16 protein-coding genes are annotated in these 23015 nt (G+C 38.7%); 11 read left to right on the forward strand and 5 right to left on the reverse strand.

Annotation, left to right across the window (positions count from 1 at the left end; translation table 11 throughout):
• The first annotated feature begins 226 nt into the window (after positions 1 to 226).
• From AC0L7T_RS05595 to AC0L7T_RS05615, 5 genes are all read left to right on the forward strand, one after another.
• A complete protein-coding gene (locus tag AC0L7T_RS05595; RefSeq protein ID WP_473341501.1) occupies positions 227 to 1336 on the forward strand; it encodes a ThiF family adenylyltransferase in 1110 nt (369 codons plus the stop codon).
• Positions 1326 to 2030, forward strand: a complete 705-nt coding sequence (locus AC0L7T_RS05600) for a hypothetical protein (RefSeq protein WP_473341502.1) — start codon at positions 1326 to 1328, stop codon at positions 2028 to 2030. Before AC0L7T_RS05595 ends, AC0L7T_RS05600 begins: the two co-directional genes overlap by 11 nt.
• The gene (locus AC0L7T_RS05605) at positions 2023 to 4158 is read left to right on the forward strand and encodes a 7TM diverse intracellular signaling domain-containing protein (RefSeq protein ID WP_473341504.1); all 2136 of its coding nucleotides are present in this window, start codon (positions 2023 to 2025) and stop codon (positions 4156 to 4158) included. Before AC0L7T_RS05600 ends, AC0L7T_RS05605 begins: the two co-directional genes overlap by 8 nt.
• Before the next feature lie 3 nt (positions 4159 to 4161).
• The gene (locus AC0L7T_RS05610; protein ID WP_473341505.1) at positions 4162 to 5250 is read left to right on the forward strand and encodes a hybrid sensor histidine kinase/response regulator; all 1089 of its coding nucleotides are present in this window, start codon (positions 4162 to 4164) and stop codon (positions 5248 to 5250) included.
• 191 nt (positions 5251 to 5441) lie between these two features.
• The gene (locus AC0L7T_RS05615) at positions 5442 to 5981 is read left to right on the forward strand and encodes an inorganic diphosphatase (protein WP_473341506.1); all 540 of its coding nucleotides are present in this window, start codon (positions 5442 to 5444) and stop codon (positions 5979 to 5981) included.
• Positions 5982 to 6149: 168 nt separating this feature from the next.
• Here the strand turns inward: AC0L7T_RS05615 and AC0L7T_RS05620 are convergent, their stop codons facing one another.
• The 3 genes from AC0L7T_RS05620 to sppA all read right to left on the reverse strand — a co-directional run bounded on the left by AC0L7T_RS05620 (position 6150) and on the right by sppA (position 11568).
• Complete coding sequence (locus AC0L7T_RS05620) at positions 6150 to 8777, reverse strand: valine--tRNA ligase (protein ID WP_473341507.1); 2628 nt, start codon at positions 8775 to 8777, stop codon at positions 6150 to 6152.
• A gap of 118 nt (positions 8778 to 8895) precedes the next feature.
• Positions 8896 to 9795, reverse strand: coding sequence for an endonuclease/exonuclease/phosphatase family protein (locus AC0L7T_RS05625; protein WP_473341508.1), 900 nt, complete (start codon positions 9793 to 9795; stop codon positions 8896 to 8898).
• 12 nt (positions 9796 to 9807) lie between these two features.
• On the reverse strand, positions 9808 to 11568 hold the full coding sequence (gene sppA / locus AC0L7T_RS05630) for a signal peptide peptidase SppA (RefSeq protein ID WP_473341509.1): 1761 nt from the start codon (positions 11566 to 11568) through the stop codon (positions 9808 to 9810).
• A 78-nt stretch (positions 11569 to 11646) separates the two neighbouring features.
• Here sppA and folK point away from each other — a divergent pair, with 78 nt between their 5' ends.
• Both folK and AC0L7T_RS05640 read left to right on the forward strand, forming a co-directional pair.
• Complete coding sequence (gene folK, locus AC0L7T_RS05635; protein WP_473341510.1) at positions 11647 to 12129, forward strand: 2-amino-4-hydroxy-6-hydroxymethyldihydropteridine diphosphokinase; 483 nt, start codon at positions 11647 to 11649, stop codon at positions 12127 to 12129.
• Positions 12130 to 12290: 161 nt separating this feature from the next.
• Complete coding sequence (locus tag AC0L7T_RS05640; RefSeq protein WP_473341511.1) at positions 12291 to 13070, forward strand: hypothetical protein; 780 nt, start codon at positions 12291 to 12293, stop codon at positions 13068 to 13070.
• 101 nt (positions 13071 to 13171) lie between these two features.
• Here AC0L7T_RS05640 and fabD read toward each other — a convergent pair whose 3' ends face one another.
• Positions 13172 to 14050: an ACP S-malonyltransferase gene (fabD, locus tag AC0L7T_RS05645; protein WP_473341512.1), complete on the reverse strand. Its 879-nt coding sequence runs from the start codon at positions 14048 to 14050 to the stop codon at positions 13172 to 13174.
• A gap of 657 nt (positions 14051 to 14707) precedes the next feature.
• Positions 14708 to 17482: a T9SS type B sorting domain-containing protein gene (locus AC0L7T_RS05650; protein WP_473341513.1), complete on the reverse strand. Its 2775-nt coding sequence runs from the start codon at positions 17480 to 17482 to the stop codon at positions 14708 to 14710.
• Positions 17483 to 17977: 495 nt separating this feature from the next.
• On the opposite strand from AC0L7T_RS05650, the gene AC0L7T_RS05655 reads away from it, so the two are divergent.
• From AC0L7T_RS05655 to AC0L7T_RS05670, 4 genes are all read left to right on the forward strand, one after another.
• Entirely contained in the window at positions 17978 to 18661 is a 684-nt protein-coding gene (locus tag AC0L7T_RS05655; protein WP_473341514.1) for a succinate dehydrogenase cytochrome b subunit, read from the forward strand.
• Between the two features lie 46 nt (positions 18662 to 18707).
• Entirely contained in the window at positions 18708 to 20642 is a 1935-nt protein-coding gene (locus tag AC0L7T_RS05660; RefSeq protein ID WP_473341515.1) for a fumarate reductase/succinate dehydrogenase flavoprotein subunit, read from the forward strand.
• A 29-nt stretch (positions 20643 to 20671) separates the two neighbouring features.
• Entirely contained in the window at positions 20672 to 21421 is a 750-nt protein-coding gene (locus AC0L7T_RS05665; RefSeq protein WP_473341516.1) for a succinate dehydrogenase/fumarate reductase iron-sulfur subunit, read from the forward strand.
• Between the two features lie 161 nt (positions 21422 to 21582).
• Positions 21583 to 22992 carry a sodium:solute symporter family protein gene (locus AC0L7T_RS05670; protein WP_473341517.1) on the forward strand — a complete coding sequence of 470 codons (1410 nt, stop codon included), beginning with the start codon at positions 21583 to 21585 and terminating at the stop codon, positions 22990 to 22992.
• Positions 22993 to 23015: the final 23 nt, after the last annotated feature.

Consider the following 23015-nt stretch of genomic DNA (forward strand, 5'->3'; position numbering starts at 1 on the left):
GAATTTTTAATTTTAAGCAAAATACCGCTCTTTTTCAAATATAATTCACTAGTTTAAACTTAATATATTTTTATTCAAAAGTTTATTCTTTAAATTAATAAATTTAAACTCGAAAATCAAAAAATATCAAATTAATTCTTCTCACTTGACTATTTGTAATTACAAAAATATAACTTTACTTACAGTATCTCACTTACAGTATCTCCTTTTTTAGTTATTAATATTTATGGAAAACTCAATTAAGACAAATGAGTTTAATCAGGCCTATAAGCCTGTTATGTTCTCACCTAGAAATAAGAAGGATAAAAATGACCTCAAAAAGCTTAAAGAAACAGGTAAAGTAATGTTTTTCGATTCTTTTGAATTACAGCTTTCGGAACTTATAAAAACGCAAAACCCTAAGAGAAAGTTGTCTCACGAGGAGGCGGTAGAAAAAAAGGTCGAGTTTTATTCTAATTCTGGAGTACCTGAGTCTGAAAATGGGGTTTGGGTTTATTTTCCTTGGCGCCATACTGCTGTTCGAATTTTGGAGGAAAAAGATTTTGTAAAATTACGTACCATACGTAACCGCTATAAAATCACAGATGAGGAACAGGAGTTACTTCAGAAAAAAATTATTGGAATTATTGGCTTGTCAGTTGGTCAGAGTGTAGCGATAAGTCTGGCGATGGAAAGGTGTTTCGGTGAGATAAGAATAGCTGATTTTGACACCTTGGATTTGAGTAATATGAATCGAATAAGAACTGGTGTTTATAATATCGGTTTGAAAAAATCATGGATAGTAGCAAGAGAAATTGCTGAAATAGACCCTTATTTAAAAGTTACATTATATAATGAGGGGATTATTGAGGATAATATCAATGATTTTTTTAACTTAAACGGAAAAATGGATTTATTGATTGAAGAATGTGATAGTTTGCCAATTAAAATTTTGAGTAGAATCAAAGCAAAGGCACTTAATATACCCGTAATGATGGATACAAGTGACCGTGGAATGATAGATATCGAAAGGTTTGATTTAGAACCGGAAAGATTGATTTTTCATGGATTATTGACCGAATATGGCTCCGAAAGTGAGTTAATGAATAAGTTGCAAGAGCATGCCAAGGAGATTATGATGTCTCTGTTACAATTTGATAACCTTTCCCCAAGGGTGCAATTTAGTTTTTCTGAACTAGGGAAAACCATAACATCATGGCCGCAGCTCGCATCCTCTGTGTTTTTAGGTGGGGCAGCTTGTTGTCATTATGCAAGGCTGTTGCTTCTGAATCAAAAAGTAGATTCAGGAAGGTTTTATGTTGATCTGGACAAGATAATCGATTTTAATGAAAGTTAGAGTTAGGATAGTTAGGGCCATTGATGATGTCGATGCTACCGAAAAATATATTTTTGGTCACCATAAGGTTCTAGAATCTTATGGAATTACTAAAGTAACATCTGCCGATAGGTCATGGGCTTTAAATCCTCATGTGTACCTAATTCTTTTTGAATCTATGGATGATCAAAGGATATTAGGTGGAGGTAGGATTCAGCTTAGAACTGAAAATTTTCCATTGCCCTTTGAAATGGCAATCAGAGAAATTGATCCAAATATAATGGCGTATCTTGCAGATTTCAAAGACCTGGAAGTAGCCGAATATTGTGGTTTGTGGAATAGCCGAGAGGTTGCAGGATATGGGATTGGAAGTATCTATTTAGTGAGGGTTGGAATAGCTATTCTACCCCAGTTGAATTTAAAAAAACTTTTTGGTTTAAGTTCTCCTGTGACATTGAGTATCTCCAAGAGTGTTGGATATGAAATTATTTCCGTTCTTGGAGATAAAGGGTCATTCTATTATCCAAAAGAAGGATTGATTGCTACAGCATTAGAGATTAATGATATTGCGGAGTTGTCTCATGCCCAGGAAACGGAAAGGAACTATATTTTTGAGTTAAGGAATAAAATAAATTTTAATACTGTAGAGAGTGGTCCTAAAGGGGAAATGGAATTACAGTTTGAACTTCAAATCCCAAAGCCGGAAAATGAATAACATTAGTCCTTATTTTAAGTATGCAGCTTTAACAGTGCTACTTTTATTGGTGGTGATTTTGCCAACCATTTATTTTTTAGGAATGGTAAAACAGGATGATGATTTACGTTTTAACAATTACGCCTATTTTCTAGGAGATCGAGATTCAATTGTTGAGGATTTAGATATTGATGATTTCGACTCCATAGTCCAGGGAGGAGTGGACCTTGGGGTAGTTAAAAAGAATTTATTCGTAAAACTTGATCTAAAAGATTTTGGCTGGTTAAATCAAGACAGCATTTACTTTCTTGAAATCAGTAATCCATCTTTTAGAGTGGTTGAAATGTACCGCTTTAAGGCAAACGGAAAATTGGCTTATAAAGAAATGGCAGGCACTGTTGTGAAAAGCCAAAACTCCTTGAAGAACCCAAATCCATATTTCAATATTGAGCTAGGGAATGATTTAAGTTCATTAGTTATTGTAAGGGTGAAATCTAAAGTGCCCTTAAAGTTTGAGGCATTTATTTATCCCTACTCCTCTTTTTATGAGAATTATAGTTTACGCCTCATTATCATAAGTTTCTACTTTGGGATAATGATTGCACTTTTTCTTTATAACCTAATACTTTATTTCGCAGTTAAGGATAGGGTCTATTTGTTTTATTGTTTCTATATATTATTTATAGCGCTGGCACAGCTCTCCATATCTGGACATTCTTACTTTTTGCTTCAAAAGAACGTATTCCTGTATGAGGTAAGTATCATAGGGTTTACTACATTGTCCAGTATTTTTGTGATTCCTTTTATTCAGCTGTTCTTAAAAACAGATGAATATGTCCCAAGATTTGAAAAATATCTTTACCTAATCCCATTGTCCTATGTGATTTCATTGGTCCTTTGGCTAATGGGCTTTATCGAAATAAGTTATTCCATGATGGATTTAAACGGGCTTATTTTTGTTGTCTGTTTTTTCACTATTGGAATAATAGCCGCACGGGGTGGTTTCAGGTCTGCTTATTTCTTTTTATTGGCTTGGAGCTTTCTTTTGATTGGGCTGGTTGTGCTAATACTCCATAACCTAATGATTATAAATTTAGGTTCTTATGCCAATGCACCATTACTTGCGGGTACGGCCATTGAAGCATTATTGCTTTCTTTTGCACTGGCTGATAAAATCAATATCTTGAAAAAGGAAAAAGAGGAAGAGCAATTAGATAAACTTGAAGCTGTCAAAGAAAATGAAAGGCTAATAAAGGAGCAAAACATTTACTTGGAGGACATGGTAAAGTCCAGGACCGAGGAATTGGAGTTGACCTTGAAGAATCTTCAAAACACCCAAACACAACTTGTCAATCAAGAAAAAATGGCTTCTTTGGGACAATTGACTGCAGGAATCGCACATGAAATCAATAATCCAATAAATTTTGTAAGCTCAAATATTTCGCCTTTAAAACGTGACCTTAAAGACATTTTAGAATTGATGGATGTTTATAGGGAAAAAGGAAAATTGGAATTTACTGCGGAAAGTAAAGAGGAGATTGATGAGATGGAAGAAGATATTGAGTTCGATTACTTATTAGAGGAAGTTGAGCAATTGCTTAATGGAATGGAAGATGGGGCTAAAAGGACTGTTGAGATAGTGCGTGGACTGAAACTATTCTCTAGAGTGGACGAACAAGATGTAAAGGAAGTTGATCTTCGTGAAGGGCTGGATAGTACATTGATTCTACTTAATAGTACTATGACTGGGGTGATTAAGTTAACCAAGAATTATGAAGATATCCCAATGGTAGAATGTCTGGCGGGGAAGATCAACCAAGTTTTCATGAATATTATTAGCAATGCTATTCATGCTCTTCTTGACCATCCTATTGAAGGAAGAGAGCCTGAACTTACGATCAATGCTTTCTTTAGAGAGGGTATGGTTAGAATTGAAATTAAGGACAATGGAATCGGGATGCCTGATAAGGTGAAGGAGAAGATATTTGAGCCATTTTTCACAACTAAAGCAGTTGGTCAAGGAACTGGTCTGGGCCTTTCTATAGTTTATACAATCATTGAGAATCATAAAGGTTCCATAACGGTGGATTCTGAGCTGAATGTAGGGACGGTATTTAATATCGAATTGCCGGTTAACCAAAAAGGATAACAGATGAAGAAGCGGATTGAGGTGCTGTACATTGATGATGAAGATAATAATCTAAATTCATTTAAGGCAGCCTTGAGGAAAGAGTTTAAAGTACAAACAGCAATAGATGCTGAAGATGGATTGATTCTTGCTAAGAACTATGAATTTCAAGTTGTTATAGCGGATCAAAGGATGCCTGGTATGACTGGGGTTGAATTTTTTGAGAAGCTGGTTGAAATTAATCCTGATCCAATTCGGATTCTTTTAACAGGATACTCTGATATCACAAGCGTTATTGATGCAATCAATAGGGGGGAAGTTTATCGATTTATTGATAAACCCTGGAACATTGAGCAAATCAAAAATGCCATTTTAAATGCATCAGAGATCTATGATGCAAGAAAAGAGCTAAAAGAAAAAAACAATCGACTGGAGAAGCTACATACTGAGATGAACCAGTTTGTATACAGTTTGTCACATGAGTTACGCGGTCCACTGATGAGTATATCAGGGATATCCAAACTGGCAAAAATGGAAGTGAAGGATCAAGGTATAATTGAGTACTTTGAAATGATTGATTCTGCGACTTTGAAGCTAGATGATTTTATTTATAAGATGTTGGATTTTTATAGGTCAACAAAAATTGAAAATAAAGTAGTCACCATAAAATTTAAAGACATTCTTAAGCAATTGCTGGATGAATACAAGTTGAAATGGAACCTGAACGGGATAGAAGTGTTTTTGTCAATTGACCAGGAAGATATGTTTCATTCTGATGAATCAAAGATCAGGGTGATTCTTAATAATTTATTCAGTAATGCCTTCAAATTTCAGAAGGATGAGCCTGGCAAATGGATTAAAATCAATATTGAAGTTAATCCTAAAGGGGCAATGATTGAGGTTTCTGACAATGGGATAGGTATTGAAGACAAACATAAAGACGATGTTTTTAATTTGTTTCACCGAGCCACTCAAAGAAATGTAGGGTCTGGTCTTGGACTTTACATGGTGAAAGAGTCAATTGAACAACTAAAAGGCCATGTAATACTCGATTCTGTGCATAAAATTGGGACGAAAGTCCATGTTCACCTGCCTGACTTGTTAGAGTATTGATTTTATGAAATTAACAGGGAGATCAGTGAAGGGAAACCTGTTTAGGTTTAAAATAGGCGGGAACTCGCAATATTATATTGTATGGCATGCCTGAATATCCTGAAATCCTATTAATATTCTCCAAAATTCTTTGTTGAGATATAAAATGGAGGTAATTTGCACCATCAGTTTTATTAAAAAAATGTTTTTTTATGATTAATCCTTGGCATGATGTGAGTATTGGGCCAGACTCACCAGATTACGTAACGGGAGTAATAGAAATACCCAAAGGAAGTAAAGGTAAGTACGAACTTGATAAAAAATCAGGTATGTTACTTTTGGATCGTGTACTGTTTTCAGCGGTGCATTACCCTGCCAATTACGGTTTTATCCCTCAAACATTTTGTGAGGATCATGATCCCCTTGATATATTGATTATATCCCAAATTGACATCCCTTCGATGACACTCGTCAAAGCAAAAGTTATTGGCGTGATGCGAATGATTGATGGAGGGGAAGCGGATGATAAAATCATCGCTGTAGCGGCTGATGACCAGTCTGTGAATTATTATGAGGATATTTCTGAACTTCCTCCTCACCTTATGAAGGAAACACATCGCTTTTTTGAGGATTATAAGAAACTCGAAAATAAGGAAGTGAAAGTGGAAGATTTTCTTGGTAAAGAGGACGCTAAGCGCATAATAAATGAATCGATAGCACTCTACGATAGAACTTTTAGGACAGTTAAATAGAGAGATTGTAGCCTTAGTTTTAAAGGATAAAAATTGTTTAGCCCGGATTGTGAAATAAATACATTATTTCACAATCCGGGCTAAAATAATTCTAGGCTCTTTTATACTGTAGGGCGGCTTTGAATAACCTATACTGAAAGGTTATAGCACAGCTTTTCCTGTGCTTAATTAGCCTAGTTTTTTGATGTTATCTTCCAAGGCTTTGACCTTAGATATGGCGTCCTCCATCTTTTTCTTTTCCCTTGCGACAACTGCTTCTGGAGCATGGTTTACAAATTTGTCATTTTGTAATTTCTTTGATACCGTCTTTAAGAAGCCTAAAGTGTAATCCAGTTCTTTTTGAAGATTCACTCGCTCTTGCTCAAGATCGATTTTCTCATTCAAAGGAATAAAAAACTCATCGGATTTCACTACGAAACTTACAGCATTGGCCACGTTTTCCCCAAACTGGATTGCGCTTATATTGGCTAGTTTAGAGATGATTGTTTCGTACTTGGTGTATAATTCTTGATCGTTTGTATGGATCGTAAGTTCGAATGCTTCTTTAGGAGAGATTCCTTTTGAAGCCCTTACGTTTCGTATTTGCGATACTATTTCAAATATTTTTGAAGCCTCCTCAATGGTTTTGTTGTCAAAAGGTCCGGTTTGAGGCCACTCTGATAACATCAGTGCTTCACCATCTTTTCTTTTTCCTAATTGTTGCCAAAGCTCTTCGGTAATAAATGGCATAAATGGGTGCAATACCTTCATGAGGTTTTCGAAAAGGACAATGGTTTTATCCTTTGTTTTCTTGTCAATAGGCGCTTGATATTCAGGTTTGACCATTTCCAGGTACCAAGAGCAGAAGTCGTCCCAGATAAGTTTGTAAACGGACATTAAGGCGTCTGAAATACGGAACTTGTCAAAATGATCAGCGATTTCAGCGAGGGATTGGTTTAAACGGTTTTCAAACCAGTCAATTGCTGTCTGATTGGTGCTTTCATCTTTCTCGATTACCTCCCATCCATCGATTAAACGATAGGCATTCCAGATTTTATTAGAGAAGTTCCTTCCCTGCTCTACTAATTTTTCATCATAAGGAAGGTCATTCCCAGCAGGACTACTAAAAAGCATGCCTGTCCTAACGCCATCAGCACCATATTTTTCTATCAATGCTAGCGGGTCGGGAGAATTGCCAAGGGATTTGGACATTTTTCTACCCAATTTATCCCTCACGATACCGGTCAGATAAACATTCTGAAATGGTTTCTCACCAGTGTATTCGTAGCCTGCTATAATCATTCTTGCTACCCAGAAAAACAAAATCTCAGGTGCCGTAACCAAATCATTTGTTGGGTAATAGTAGGCAAGATCTTCGTTCTTTTTACCTGTTTTAAAGAAATTTGGATCAAAAACCGAGATGGGCCATAGCCAGGAAGAAAACCAGGTGTCCAAAACATCCTCGTCTTGTCTTAAGTCAGCTGCAGTGAAATGACCCGCATGATTTTGATTGGCCAGTATCACTGCTTCTTCTATCGAAGCAGCAACTACGTATTCGCCATTGGGTAGATAAAATGCAGGTATACGATGGCCCCACCACAGTTGACGGGAAATGCACCAGTCCCTGACATTTTCCATCCAACTTTTGTACATGTTTTTGAATTTAGGCGGGAATAGCTTCACGCTGTCATCCATAACTGCTTTTAGGGCAGGTTGTGTTATTTGTTCCATCGCCATAAACCATTGCATGGATAGTTTTGGCTCAATCACAGCATCAGTTCGTTCTGAATGGCCCACATTGGATGTATAGGCTTCTTCTTTCTCTAATTGTTCCGCCTCCTTTAATAATTTGGCAATCTTTTTTCTGGCTATAAATCGATCCTCTCCGACAAGTAATTGGGCTTTTTCATTCAATGTACCGTCATCGCTAAGAATATCGATTACTTCCAATTGATGTCTTATGCCTATTTCGTAATCATTAATGTCGTGAGCAGGGGTGATTTTTAAACAACCAGTTCCAAATTCCATGTCTACATAGTCATCCTCAATGATAGGGATGGCTTTGTTGATCAATGGAATCACTGCCTTCTTTCCTTTTAAATGAGAAAAACGAGCATCCTCTGGGTGAATACAAATTGCCACATCCGCCATTATTGTTTCAGGTCTGGTAGTAGCGATGGTTAGGTATTCATTCTCGCCTTCTATTTTGTATTTGATATAATAAAGTTTGGAAGGAATCTCCTTAAATATTACTTCGTCATCAGATAAAGCGGTACGTCCTTTTGGGTCCCAGTTTACCATCCGAATTCCCCTGTATATTTTACCTTTTTTGTGTAAGTCTACAAATACATTGACCACTGCTTCACTAAGGTCCTTGTCCATGGTGAAACGGGTCCTTTCCCAATCACAAGAAGCACCTAGTTTTTTTAGTTGCTCAAGGATTATGCCGCCATATTTTTCTTTCCATTCCCAAGCGTGGGTTAGAAATGATTCTCTGGTAAGCGATTTTTTTTCGATCCCTTGTTCCTTTAGCATGGCCACTACTTTTGCTTCAGTGGCTATAGAAGCATGGTCAGTACCTGGTACCCAACAAGCATTTTTACCTTCCATTCTCGCTTTTCGAATTAGGATGTCCTGAATGGTGTTGTTGAGCATATGTCCCATATGGAGTACGCCTGTAACATTGGGTGGGGGGATTACTATTGAGTAAGGTTCTTTATTGGCGTCAGGCTCGGAATGAAACATTCCGTGATCCATCCAATATTGATACCATTTTGATTCAATGCTTGCGGGTGTATATTTGGTAGGTAGTGCCATTATCTAATCAATTTGAGGTGCAAAAATAATACAATTATACTTTTTGGAGCACCTTTATGCGAAGGATTACCAAAAGTTATATTTTATGCAAAGGAAAAGTGAAGGAAAAGGTGGAAGATTATTTATTACCAAGGTGAACTTTCACCATTACCGGGAAATGATCGGAAGGGTATTTTTTTCCGTAATTGTCTGATAGGGTACCTTGATGAATGACGCTAACACCATCGTTTACAAAAATGTAGTCAATTCTTTTTTCAGGGAGCATGTCCCATTTGAAACCAGTAAAAGTGCCCAGGGGTCCGTAGGGAGGCTTTTTCGATTCCATTTTACTGTCCTTCATACTGCCATCCTTTATGATTTCTTTGTACGCTGGATTGTCGTCTTCTACATTAAAATCCCCTGTTAAAATGCAGGGAAGATTTTGTGTATTTATCGTTTGAATCTTCTGGATTATTAATTTACTGCTTTCTTCTCTGGCTTTTTGACCCCTATGGTCGTAATGTACATTGAACACATAAAATTCTTGCCCCTTTTCTGTTTTGAATTTACCCCAGGTACAAATTCTGTTTAAGGAGGCATCCCAGCCTTTGGAAGGTTTTTCAGGAGTAGGCGATAACCAAAAGGTGTTTTGATCGAGAAGCTTGAATTTTTCAGGGTTGTAAAAAACAGCACTAAATTCGCCTTCCTTCTTTCCAGTATCTCTTCCCACACCTATATAGGGAAAGTCTAGTCCTTCCTTGATCATTTCAAGTTGGTTAAACAGCCCTTCCTGAATTCCTATGATATCCATTTCATGAAAATGGATTAGGTTGATTAGATGTGGCGCTCGATCCTCCCATAAATTCCCCTCGTCATTGGGATTGGCGTAGCGAATATTATATGTAGCTATATTATAGGTTTCTTGAGCCAATGAAGTCTCGGCCTGAAGAAAAGTAAACATCAAAAGAATTACCGGAAACTTGAAACTTGAAAGATTGAAATTTGGCAATTTTAACCCTGAAATGGTGAAAATATTCATTTTTATAACTGATTATTTTATTTCTGATTGAAAAGGTAATAGAACCATTCTTCCTTGTAGTTTTTCGATTTTTTCAAGCGTGTTGAAAATCTCATAAGAATAACCCAATTTGATGCGTTGGTAGGTGCTTTGAACGTCACTACCCAAATCCTCCATTAACTGTTCTAAAACACTTTTTTGCTTTGGATATACGACCAATCTGTAATCATCCGCAATCCCAGCTTTATTAGCGGCAATTTCTATGGCATCGTCGAAATCACCAAGAACATCTACCAAACCATTTTCTTTGGCTTTTTCCCCAGACCAAACCCTACCGCCAGCGATGGCTAAAACTTGCTCCCGGCTCATGTTTCTCCCTTCCGAAACCCTGCTGATAAAAGTGTCGTAACCTTCTTCTACCTTTTTCTGCATGATGGCTTTTTCTGCTTCAGAAATTGTTTTGGAAGGGTCTAGTAGGTTAGAGTAGGTACCAGTACTGACTTCATCAGTAGTAATACCTAGTTTGTTGTTCAATAGCCCTTTGGCATTAAACCACAGCCCGAAAATGCCTATGGACCCAGTAATGGTATTCGGGTACGCAACTATTGTGTCCGCTGGAGCGGCAATATAATACCCTCCTGAGGCAGCGTAATTGGACATGGAAGCGATTAAAGGCTTTTCCTTTTGGGCCTCAGAAAGCTCTCTCCAGATTACCTCAGATGCGACCACAGATCCACCTGGTGAATTGATCCTTATTACGATTGCTTTCACATCTTCATTTTTCCTTGCTTTCCTGATCTCCTTTAGAAAGAGGTCAGAGCTAATTTGATCTTGGGCTTCTCCACCTACAATCTCACCATCTGCTATGATCAAGGCAATGGTGTTTTGAGAAAGTCTGTTCTTAGATTTGGCGGACTGATTGATGGCCATAATGCCTATGGTATTGATGTCTTCGTCTTCTTCAGAAATCTCTAGTTTTTCCTTTAAGCGTGTTACCACCTGGTCGTCGTACCAAAGGCCATCAATTAATTTGTAATCCAAGGCATCTTGTCCGTTTCTCACCAACATGCCATCATTGATTTCCCTTACTTTTTCAATTTCCAGGTTGCGGCTATTGGCTACCTGCTCAACCATTACCGTATTCATGTCATTTAAATAGGTCATGGTTTGAAGACGGTTTTCTTCGCTCATTTTGTCTAAAATGAATGGCTCAATGGCGCTTTTAAATTCACCAACCCTGAAAATAACTGGCTCGATCTCCAGCTTTTCGAATAAACCTTTAAAGAAAATGGGGGCACTGGAAAACCCGTTAAACTCAATGTCCCCAATTGGGTTGAGGTAAATCTCATCTGCTACAGAAGAAAGAAAATAGCCTGGTTCGGAATAATATTCAGAGTAAGAAACAATAAATTTCCCACGCTCTTTAAATGCATTCAGCGCATTTCTTATTTCTAAAATATGTGCCTGACCAGCGGAAAGCATACCGCTTTCGAGATATATACCCTTAATGTCGTCGTTTTCAGCGGCAGTACGAATGGCTTTTATGATTTGATTAAGGCCTATAGTGGTCGTGTTTCCTAAGTAAGGCAATGGAGGTAAACCAATGTCATCGTCTGGAGTACTTTCTACAATTGGGATGCCATTGAGTTTAATATGTAAAACTGAATTTTCCTCAATTTCCGTTTGATCACCACTGGAACTAATAGCGATTAATCCGGCAAGCAGGAAAAAACCAACTACCCAGAAAATCAGCAATCCAACAATGACAGCCAATACATTGCTTAAAAATTTCATATCTTTATTCTCGTTTTATAATCTTCAAAATTAACCTATTTTTCACAAAACTGTTGATTTTGATTTAATTAATTCTTTATGCATCAGGTGGTATTGGGTTTAGGGGGAAATATGGGAGATAGACTTTCTTTGTTAAATAAAGCAAGTAATCTTCTTGCCCAACAAATGAGCCTTGTGAAGGAATCATCAATATATCAAACAGCAGCTTGGGGAGGGAATTCAAAAGCGACCTATCTCAATCAAGTGCTTGTTATGAATACCAGCCTAAGTGCCATTAATTGTTTGGAATTTATTCTTAAAATAGAAAATCAATTGGGCAGAGAACGTGTCTTGAAATGGGGGGATAGAACGATGGACATCGATATTCTGTATTTTGACAATGAAATAATTAATACCGAAAGGCTGAAAGTACCACACCCTCATTTGGCTTCAAGAAATTTTGTACTCGTGCCTTTGGCCGAAGTTTTACCCGACTTTGTACATCCACAGATGGAAAAGTCATCCAAGGCTTTAATGGAAGAATGTGAGGACAAGTTGAAGGTGAAACCCTGGAGTGATTAACCTAAACTTGTATGTAAATGCCAAAGGATTTTAATGATACTTATGTGCTATATGGAAGCTCCTGCTATTGATAGCAAAGTGGGGTACAGCTCGAGTTTACTTTATTGTACAAGCATAATATTACTTTTGGTTACTCGTTAAATGAATAAAGTCGAGTGCTTATGCGTGTAGCCATATGGTATATTTGTATTGGGTTCAGCTTGATTATTGCCTGTAGTGATCCCGAGCCTCCAGAACTCCCCGTTCCAATAAACGAGAACCTGATTCGATTGAATGAAGTGCTCAATGGGCCTTTGGCCACACCAGAAGGGAAGTTAAAAGCTGAATTTTTTTATTATGGTCCACAGACGCTTCAGTCCAGAACCGATTTTTATTATGATGAAGCGGGTAAAGAGTTACTCAAAGTTCGTATTAAAGACTTTGATACGACTAGGGTCTATTTAAATGAATACTTAGAAAATGGAGCATTAAACCGCACGAGTGTATTTGGGTCAGGAGCTGAGGGGCTATTTTTCGATTTTGATTTTCAACGGTTTTATGAAGATGATGGGAGGACCATACGAGTGGAGCAGGGCAGAGATGGAAAGTTTAAAGAATATGAACGCTTTGAATTTGATGATCTGGGTAGAAAAATCACTTACCGTCGAGGGGATGATGAAATTTTTGAATTGTACGAATATTACTACAATGATGAAGAGGACAGAAAGATCAGAGAAGAACATTTCCGGGAATGGGGAATGGAAAATCCCTTTTATCGGTATAAATATTTTTACAATGAAAGAGATTTATTAATAGCCAGATCCTTAAAAATAATAAGCCCAGAGTATCGACCCGCGTTTGAATACAAATATGATTTGAATGATAGATTAATTGAAGAAATCACAAATGATTTGTATTTCGGAACTCAAGCTGTTGAGCGTAAAATTTTTGACTACTACTGATACTGAAATTTACCTAAGTATAAAAAATAAAAATTGAGTCTAACTTCATCATCAAAGATAGACTCAATTTGTTTCTGCTAGCAGAAATTAGTTTGCCTGAATTAATCGAGCGATTTGGTCTCTACTTCATTGTTGATCTTTTTTACCAAACCTTGCAATACTTTTCCAGGTCCACATTCTATGAAAAGCGTGGCGCCATCCTTGATCATGTTTTGCACAGACTGGGTCCATTTTACTGGTGCCGTAAGTTGAGCAATCAGGTTTGTTTTGATGGCCGTAACCTCGGTAACTGCTGTGGTGCTTACATTTTGATAAACCGGACAAATGGGGTTTGCAAAAGTGGTGGAGTTAATGGCAGCCTCTAATTTAAGCCTGGCTGGCTCCATCAATGGAGAGTGGAAGGCGCCACCTACAGGCAATGGCAAGGCGCGCTTGGCACCAGCTTCTTTTAGTTTTTCACAGACGATTTGGATGCCCTCTAAGCTACCAGATATTACCAACTGACCAGGACAGTTGTAGTTGGCAGGCACAACTATATGACCTTCTATCGAAGCACAGATTTCTTCCACTTTCTCATCAGACAATCCGAGAATAGCTGCCATGGTAGATGGGTTGATCTCACAAGCCTCCTGCATGGCCAATGCCCTTTGATGAACTAGTTTTAAAGCATCCTCAAATTGCAGGGATTTGTTGGCTACTAAGGCAGAAAACTCTCCCAATGAATGTCCCGCTACCATGTCCGGATGAAAATCAGGGGCTGTTAAAGCGGCTATTGCAGAATGAAGGAAAACTGCCGGTTGGGTTACATTTGTTTGCTTTAGTGCTTCTGCTGTGCCATCGAACATGACATCTGTAATGCGAAAGCCAAGAATTTCATTGGCCTGATCAAAAAGCATTTTGGCTTCTGAATTGCTTTCATAAAGTGACTTTCCCATACCTGGGAATTGGGCTCCTTGGCCCGGAAACATATAGGCTACCATTGTAATTGATTCAAGTTTTAAATAAAGCCTCAAAGATAAACAAAAAAATGAGTAGGCTCAATTATTAGCTGGAGAGCCTATTCTTACAGAGATATTAATTGGCGGATTGCATCGTAACGCAACGACTCGCTACCTCATTGCGAGGAAGCACGCCGAAGCAATCTCCTTTAGTTCAAGGATTGCTTTGGGACTTCTAGGTATCGATAAAGAATAGCACTTCTTCTTGTCCCTCGCAATGACGGGTTTAGGCAACTAGACCAATTGCCACGGGACTTTACGTTACTATCCTTCACTGTGTGAAGGAATGAGGAATCAATCTTGGTTTAAGAAATTGCTTCAGAATTCGACGTCATTGCGAAGAGGTACGACGAAGCAATCTCTGTTTTGGTTAAAGGATTGCTTCGGGACAAATGCTCATCGGTAATGGGTAATTCTTACTTCAGTTCCTCGCAATGACGATTGGAAAGCAAAGGCCGAATTGTACGTCATTGCGAGGAGGCACGACGAAGCAAGCTGCTTTAGTTCAAGGATTGATTCGGGACTATTTGTCACTGTTAACCCATGACATTCCTATTTGCCCCTCGCAATGACGGGTTTATTTAGGTGTCTAAATCCTGCTGACATAAAGAGATGGTCATTTGACCGTTAGCTTTATTCTTATTTTAAAAGTTGTACCGTTCCTTTGACTTTTTTCTGTCTTAGATTTACATCCATTACATCGAAAATAATGATTGCCTCATAATAATAGGTACTGGCAGGAAGCTCATTTCCACTTTGATCTTTTCCATCCCAATTGATGTAAATATTATTTTCGGAAGCTTGTTTGCTATTGTATTCATGAACCAATACACCCCACCTGTTATAAATCTTTATGTCTACGGCTTCAACAAATCTAGGGCATTTGGCATAAGGGTTGTCAAAAGCCTGGAAAGTTTCATTGACATTGTCTCCATTTGGTGTAAAGACATTCGGTAATTCATAGTATGGACAATTGTCAATGCAAACGATATTGCTTGGTGCACTTTCATTGCCTGAGCGGTCGATGGCCGTGATGTAATAACAGCCTTTTAAATCGGTTAATCCATCTATTCTTGTTTCATTGTTTATTACAGATACATCTTTGACGAAGCTAAAGCTGCCTTCTTCTCCGGTTTCTGAAAAATAAACTTTGTAGCCATTTAACTCTGTATCACAATTCCCAGAGAAGTCTGGTACCCAACTTAGGTCATGATAGAAGTCGCTAAAATTACATGGCTTGTCTGCTAGGAAAGCTTCACATTCAGGCCCTTCATAGGAAAGCACCGGAGGGCAAGGCAACCTGTCATCATCAGGTTTTGCACAGACGATTTGTGATTTATTCGCAAGAGGATATTCCAAAATATCTAAATTGTAATCTCCATTGGTGATTACATAGTAGCAATACTCTTTTTCAGTATCCAGAGGGATGCCATTGTGACTTCCATCATCCAAAAAGACAAAACCATCCTGGGTCACATCCACCTCACCTATTAATACAAAGTTGTCTACATCATTGGCTCCGGGGTCTGTTCTGTTCCGGTATACCAAATGAGGATATTTCGCTACCTCATTGTTCCAGGAGACAACAAAATCCCAATTCAATTCAATGGCCTCATTGATGATAGTGGGATCTAGACGAACTGAGGAGGCTGTATTGGAGGAATCTGTTTTCACTCCCTGAGAGAGGAGAATTACCTGGTAATTGTAAACGAGATTTTCCGTGTTAATATTGGTGTCAGTAAACACCGTATCACTCGTTGTGATTAATGTAGTACGGTCATTTGTTCCTGTAAATCCTTGACTTCGAATCAACTCATAGGTGTATGGGCCAGGATACAATATTGGATCAATATCATAAGGAGGCGTCCACTTTACTAAAATTTCTCCCTCTTCTGTACTGGTTTTTTCTACACTGACGTTGGTGATGAGTGGCACATCAACGTCTATTGTAATACAAATTTCATCTGAGACATAACTTTCCCCACTTCTGGGAGCTGGGAAGGCAGCTACAAGCCGGTAGCAATAGGTGTTTCCCGGGCTTAATCCCATATTGTCATTGTCGTCTACAAATGCTACCTCATCCATAGATGTGGTGCCCACCAATTCATAGCCTGGCCTAATGCCTGTTTCGCAAGAATCAGGTTCATAATTGTCACTATTGACCCTACGCCAAACTTGCATTGTTTCAGCTGTATTCGCACATACATAAGGATCCCACTCTAAGTTTACTGATCTTCCCTGCTGTTGTTCAATGTTAAAGAAACTTGGAGGAGGAGCCACTACCGTAATGTTCCATGTTTTGATGTCAATCAAAGAGGGGCCAGAATCCGGATCATCCGCTATTCTTACCCTCACCTGATAAGTACGCGCCCTTACATGGTTACAGACTGTTTGCCAGTTAAAATTGACAATTCCAGGAGAAGATTGGAAGGTGGCGATGGGACTATAGGTAGCTGGCGAAGAGGTGATTTCTATCGGATCCCCAAATACCTCGATCTTTATGGGATCCCCATCAGGATCCATACCCTGAAAAATTTCAGTTATTTCAGTGCCTGCTTCTACACAAATATCATCCGGCATGATTAATACAGGTCTACGATTGTCTGTGTTTTCAATGATAATTTGCATGTCACGCAAAACATAACCGATTCTAGTCCATTCACCTGCAACCATCCGCCACTCTTCTATTCTAAAGGCAACATTGTATTGGCCGGCTATACCTGGGGCATCCCATATCAGGTCTCCGGTAACGGGGTCCAATTCCAATATAGGCGGGGAGGAACCATCTTGTTTGGTGAAACTAAATTCACCTGAAGCAGGGCTTCGGTAATTGTTTACCTGTCGCTGAAAGGCTTGTTTTGGAATGTCCATAACATAGGCAAGGCTGTCCCCGTCAGGATCATAGGCTCCAGGGTTGTGTATATAGGTTTGATTGACAGCCCCATTGTCAACGGGTGCTATGGTTAGAATGGGTGAATTATTAACGCCCAGAAAGGGGTCAATATTTATCATGGTTTCAATATAAAAAGGAGTGTCTACAGATTGATCCATGTTCAATGTGTTCGCATTCCGATTGAATTCCATAAACCTAATGGTGTAGGTTCCTGGACCTTGAAAAGTATGGGTGATTACGAATACATTTTTTTCTATGTCATTCCCGAGGTTTTCAGTAACCGAAAAATCACTTTCCGTTTGTAATTCTTCGGATCTCCCATCCCCAAAATCGATAATTCCGGGGCCAAAAACTACAGAAGAGCGCGTGTCTGTATAGCCTACAACTGTGATTTTGTACGTCAATGTTTGGGTAGAGACCCTTTCGGCAATGATCTCTCCTGCTCTAATATGGGTGGCGTAAGAAGAGACAGAGCTCAGCATTAAAGCCATCAAGCCCAATAGAAAATAGCAATATTTCATATTATGGTTTATTTCAGCGGGTTGCCCTATTTAAGTTTACAGGAAAATAGCTCCAGTATCGCTAAGGTACATCGGATCAAATTCTTGCTCCTAAGAACAAAACGTTTTTATTTTTTCAATGGTTACCCTAAATTATATCTTTATAGTGAATTTTTCATTTTCTAATGTGTTTTATTACGGATTAGTTTTATCCCTAAGGCTTCTCAAAGCTATTTTTTGATTTTACAAACCCCTTAATTGAAGGGATAAACAAAATTTTTCATCCCTAAATCCTTCTAATCTAACACAGTGAATAAATTTTCCTACAATGGATTCTTGGGGTCAGAAACAAAAAGAAATAAGCATAGTTAAAATCAATGACAAAGATATTATAATGGTAAATTATTTAGAACTATTTAAAATAAGATGATTGACAGTTGTTTGATTGTTTGCTATCGATTACAAATGTAAATTTGGCGTCAATACAAAGATCAAACCGTAATAACGAAAAATTATATGAGTTGGGTATCTAAAACCTTAAATAGTACGCTGGGCAGAAAATTATTGATGGCCCTGACGGGATTATTTCTTATTTTGTTTCTAGTAGTTCACCTTGCTGGAAACTTGCAATTAATTTTGCCAGATGATGGAAAATCCTTTAATGTTTATGCTGAGACAATGGCTTCGAATCCATTGATCAGAGTTGTTTCAATTTTAAATTTTGGGTTTATTCTTCTGCATGCTGTTTATGCTGCGATCCTTACCCGACATAACAAGAAATCCAGGCCGATTGGTTATGCTGTATCGAAAGCTTCAGAGAATAGCTCATGGAGTTCCAGAAGTATGGGGATTCTAGGAACTTTGATTCTCATCTTTCTTTTGGTTCACTTAAGAGGGTTTTGGTACGAGTTAAAGTTTGGAGAGGTGCCAATTGCTACCTATGATGGAGTGAGTTACAAAGATAGCTTTGCCATCGTTTCAGCTGCCTACCAGAACATATTTTATGTAATCTTCTATGTAGTGAGTATGGGTATTTTGGCATTTCATTTGGCCCATGGTTTTTCCAGTGCCTTTCAAACTTTAGGGATTAATCATAAGAAATACACCCCTTTTATCAAAAAATTAGGATTGGCATTTGCCATTATAGTTCCTGCATTATTTGCGTTGATTCCCATTGTAATGTTTATTCAGGGAAGCTAAGGAGACTAAAATTAAGAAATTAAAGGGAAATTAAATTTGAATATTGATGAAACTTGATTCAAAAATACCCAATGGTCCTTTGGCTGAAAAATGGACCAACCATAAGTTTAACGTTAAGTTGGTCAATCCGGCCAATAAAAGGAAATACAATATTATAGTAGTAGGTACTGGCCTGGCTGGTGCTTCTGCTGCGGCCTCACTTGCCGAGCTGGGTTATAATGTCCAAGCTTTTTGCTTTCAGGATAGCCCAAGAAGAGCGCATTCAATAGCTGCTCAAGGAGGGATTAATGCGGCAAAGAATTATCAAAATGACGGTGATTCTGTTTACCGATTGTTTTATGATACCATTAAAGGAGGCGATTATCGCTCCAGAGAAGGTAACGTTTACCGTTTGGCTCAAGTATCTGTTAATATCATCGATCAGTGCGTTGCTCAGGGAGTACCGTTTGCGAGAGAATATGGAGGTTTGCTAGCCAATAGGTCTTTCGGTGGTGCACAAGTTTCAAGGACTTTCTATGCCAGGGGACAAACTGGACAACAACTTTTATTGGGTGCATACTCTGCACTTAGCCGACAGGTAGCCAATGGCAAAGTGAAATTATATCCTAGAACAGAAATGATGGATGTAGTTACTATCGACGGTAAAGCAAAGGGGATTGTTACCAGAAACCTGATTACAGGAGCCATAGCGTCTCATAGTGCAGATGCTGTATTGCTTTGTACTGGAGGTTATGGGAATGTTTTTTACCTCTCAACAAATGCTATGGGGTCCAATGTGACCGCCGCCTGGAGAGCCCATAAAAAAGGAGCTTATTTCAGTAATCCTTGTTACACACAGATACACCCTACTTGTATCCCGGTTTCAGGTGATCATCAGTCAAAACTAACCCTTATGTCTGAATCCCTAAGGAATGATGGCAGAGTATGGGTCCCTAAAACAATACCAACAGCTGAAAAATTAAGGAAAAAGGAAATAGCCCCTAAAGACATCAAAGATGAGGACAGGGATTATTACCTTGAAACAAAATATCCATCATTTGGTAACCTGGTGCCAAGAGATGTTGCTTCTCGAAACGCGAAGTATGTTTGTGATGAAGGAAGGGGAGTAAACGAAACAGGTGAAGCAGTATTCCTTGATTTCAGGGATGCTATATTGAGAGATGGTGAAGACGCTGTGAAAAGCAAATATGGCAACTTGTTTGACATGTATGAGAAAATCACCGGTGAAAATCCTTACAAAACACCGATGAAAATATATCCTGCTGTCCATTATACAATGGGTGGACTTTGGGTAGATTATAATTTGATGACCAATGTACCAGGATTGTACGCACTAGGAGAAGCCAATTTCTCTGATCATGGCGCCAATCGACTTGGAGCCTCAGCACTTATGCAAGGTTTAGCAGATGGATACTTCGTCATCCCTTATACTTTGGGAGATTATTTAGCAAGCAATCCTAATGATAAAATCTCAGTAGATCATCCTGAGTTTAAAAGATGTGAGGAAGAAGTGAAAGCCAAGGTGCAACAATTGTTGACCATCAATGGTAAGAAGACAGTAGATCATTTCCATAAAAAATTGGGTAAGATCATGTGGAACCATTGCGGGATGGCCAGGAATGCTGCTGGTCTAACCAAGGCCAAAGAAATGATCAAAGAACTGAAGAAGGAATTCTGGTCCGATGTGAAAGTTTTAGGGACTGGAGAAGAACTTAATCTTTCTTTGGAAAAAGCCCACAGGGTTGCAGATTTTCTGGAGCTAGGTGAGCTTATGGTTGTGGACGCCCTTCATAGAGAAGAATCATGCGGTGGTCATTTCAGAGATGAGCACCAAACACCTGAAGGAGAAGCTTTGCGAGATGATGAGAATTTCGCTTATGTAGCTGCCTGGGAGTTTGCAGGAGAAGGGAAAGAAGAAGTCTTGAATAAAGAAGAGCTTGTTTTTGAAAATGTTAAGCTTACGCAGAGAAGCTACAAATAATTGATTGAACCTATAAAATTCATCATAATATGAATCTTACATTAAAAGTGTGGAGGCAGAAAAACCCATCTGATAAAGGGGGCTTTAAAGATTATACATTAAGTGGAATTTCTTCAGACATGTCTTTCTTGGAAATGTTAGACGTTTTGAATGAAGACCTTTCAGAAAAGGGAGATGATCCTGTTCATTTTGATCATGATTGTAGGGAAGGAATATGCGGCATGTGCTCATTGTATATCAATGGACAGCCTCATGGACCGACACAAACAACTACCTGTCAATTGCACATGCGTTCTTTTAAAGATGGAGACACCATCACGATAGAGCCATGGAGAGCTAATTCTTTTCCAATAATTAAGGATTTGGTGGTAGACAGAAGCGCTTTCGACCGGATTATCCAATCTGGAGGGTATGTTTCAGTGAACACCGGTGGTGTGCCTGATGCCAATGAGATTCCAATTCCTAAGATAATAGCAGATGAAGCATTTGATTCTGCCACCTGTATCGGTTGTGGAGCTTGTGTCGCTGCTTGTAAAAATGCATCTGCAATGTTGTTCGTAGGAGCTAAAATTTCCCAGTTGGCTTTACTGCCTCAAGGAAAGGTAGAGAAAAGAGAGCGTGCAGAAAAGATGGTTGCTCAAATGGATGCAGAAGGATTTGGCGCCTGTACAAATACTGGGGCTTGTTCTGCGGAGTGTCCCAAAGAGATCGACTTAAGTAATATTGCGAGACTTAATAGAGAATATTTTGCAGCTTCTCTCAGTACAGAGGAACATTAAAATTTAAAACATACATAATTAAAGACCGGATAATCCGGTCTTTTTTTTTGTCCTACCTTTATGTTTGACTAAAGCTTGTTTTATACTTCAAGTGGTGAGTATTAGGATTTGTGGTGTTTTTTATTATTTATGGCTAGCAATTAATCAAAAATTAAAACTAAATGGAGCTTATAGATTTATCTATTTTTATTGTCTACATGTTATTAATGCTTGGTGTAGGCTTTTATTTTATGAGAAAGAACACCGGTCAGGACGACTACTATGTGGGCGGTAGAAATATCGGAAGCTGGCATATTGGGCTTTCTGTTGTGGCAACGGATGTAGGAGGTGGATTTTCAGTAGGACTCGGTGGATTAGGCTTTGTAATGGGGATTTCCGGTAGTTGGATGCTGTTTACCGGTCTTTTGGGCGCTTGGATTGCCGCAGTGTTTTTGATACCAAAAGTTAAATCCAACCCTGCATTCGAAAAATTCTACACCTTGCCACAGATTTTCCAATACTTGTTTGACAAGAAAGTAGGAATAGCAGCTGCCGTAATCTCCTTTGTCGGTTACCTTGGGTTTACCTCATCTCAATTACTTGCTGGGGCAAAACTAGCTTCTGGGACTTTCCCTACCCTTGATTTGAACACTGCCTTGCTTATAATGGGTGTCATAGCTGTAGTTTATACCGTGCTGGGAGGCCTCAAGGCTGTGATTTATACAGATACTATACAATGGATCGTATTGATGATGGGCTTTATATTTATTGGGTTGCCGATCTCTTATTACCACGTAGGTGGCTGGGAAGTAATTAAAAACACACTTCCTGATGAATATTTCTCATTGACAAATTTAAGGTGGCAGGATCTTGCCAATTGGGGGATCACTATTCTTCCTATTTGGTTTGTGGGGATGACGCTTTACCAACGAATATTTGCGAGTACAGATGTGAAATCGGCCAAGAAAGCCTGGTTTATAGCAGGCTTGTTCGAGTGGCCAATAATGGCATTTATGGGCGTTTCTTTAGGCTTATTGGCCAAAGTGGCTTTTGAACAGGGTTTGATCGTGGAAAGTATCGAAAGCCTGGACCCAGAAATGGGACTGCCGATTTTGTTAAGCACTGTTTTGCCTCCGGGTATTATGGGGTTAATGATGTCGGCCTATTTTTCTGCAGTGCTTTCCACTGCTGACTCTTGTTTGATGGCAGCATCTGGAAACCTTACTACCGATTTGTTTGGGAAGTTTCTGAAATCCAAAGAGGATAAGTTTGTCATGCGGGTGAGTCAGCTCTTCACTTTGCTCATAGGGGTGATCGCTTTGGTTATTGCCCTACAAATGACGAATGTACTTGAGCTTATGTTGTATTCATATGCTTTCATGGTCTCAGGCCTTTTTGTGCCCATCATTGCAGGTTTATTTTGGAACATGCGCTCACCCCAAGCTGCCTTGGCATCAATGATTGTGGGTGGAGGGACTACTGCTGGATTGTCTTTAATGGCGCTTTCTCTGCCATTTGGTCTTGATCCTAACTTTTTTGGGGTTTTTGCATCTTTAGCAGTGTTTTTGCTTGTAAATAAGATTAATAAATGATCAGTTTATATTTAATTAAATAA

This window comes from Cyclobacterium sp. 10D3-21, assembly GCF_055809755.1.

Bases quoted from the DNA above. Each gene is read 5' to 3' on its own strand.
- AC0L7T_RS05595 (WP_473341501.1), top strand. From the start codon at position 227: ATGGAAAACTCAATTAAGACAAATGAGTTTAATCAGGCCTATAAGCCT.
- AC0L7T_RS05600 (WP_473341502.1), top strand. From the start codon at position 1,326: ATGAAAGTTAGAGTTAGGATAGTTAGGGCCATTGATGATGTCGATGCT.
- AC0L7T_RS05605 (WP_473341504.1), top strand. From the start codon at position 2,023: ATGAATAACATTAGTCCTTATTTTAAGTATGCAGCTTTAACAGTGCTA.
- AC0L7T_RS05610 (WP_473341505.1), top strand. From the start codon at position 4,162: ATGAAGAAGCGGATTGAGGTGCTGTACATTGATGATGAAGATAATAAT.
- AC0L7T_RS05615 (WP_473341506.1), top strand. From the start codon at position 5,442: ATGATTAATCCTTGGCATGATGTGAGTATTGGGCCAGACTCACCAGAT.
- AC0L7T_RS05620 (WP_473341507.1), bottom strand. From the start codon at position 8,777: ATGGCACTACCTACCAAATATACACCCGCAAGCATTGAATCAAAATGG.
- AC0L7T_RS05625 (WP_473341508.1), bottom strand. From the start codon at position 9,795: ATGAATATTTTCACCATTTCAGGGTTAAAATTGCCAAATTTCAATCTT.
- sppA (WP_473341509.1), bottom strand. From the start codon at position 11,568: ATGAAATTTTTAAGCAATGTATTGGCTGTCATTGTTGGATTGCTGATT.
- folK (WP_473341510.1), top strand. From the start codon at position 11,647: ATGCATCAGGTGGTATTGGGTTTAGGGGGAAATATGGGAGATAGACTT.
- AC0L7T_RS05640 (WP_473341511.1), top strand. From the start codon at position 12,291: ATGCGTGTAGCCATATGGTATATTTGTATTGGGTTCAGCTTGATTATT.
- fabD (WP_473341512.1), bottom strand. From the start codon at position 14,050: ATGGTAGCCTATATGTTTCCGGGCCAAGGAGCCCAATTCCCAGGTATG.
- AC0L7T_RS05650 (WP_473341513.1), bottom strand. From the start codon at position 17,482: ATGAAATATTGCTATTTTCTATTGGGCTTGATGGCTTTAATGCTGAGC.
- AC0L7T_RS05655 (WP_473341514.1), top strand. From the start codon at position 17,978: ATGAGTTGGGTATCTAAAACCTTAAATAGTACGCTGGGCAGAAAATTA.
- AC0L7T_RS05660 (WP_473341515.1), top strand. From the start codon at position 18,708: ATGAAACTTGATTCAAAAATACCCAATGGTCCTTTGGCTGAAAAATGG.
- AC0L7T_RS05665 (WP_473341516.1), top strand. From the start codon at position 20,672: ATGAATCTTACATTAAAAGTGTGGAGGCAGAAAAACCCATCTGATAAA.
- AC0L7T_RS05670 (WP_473341517.1), top strand. From the start codon at position 21,583: ATGGAGCTTATAGATTTATCTATTTTTATTGTCTACATGTTATTAATG.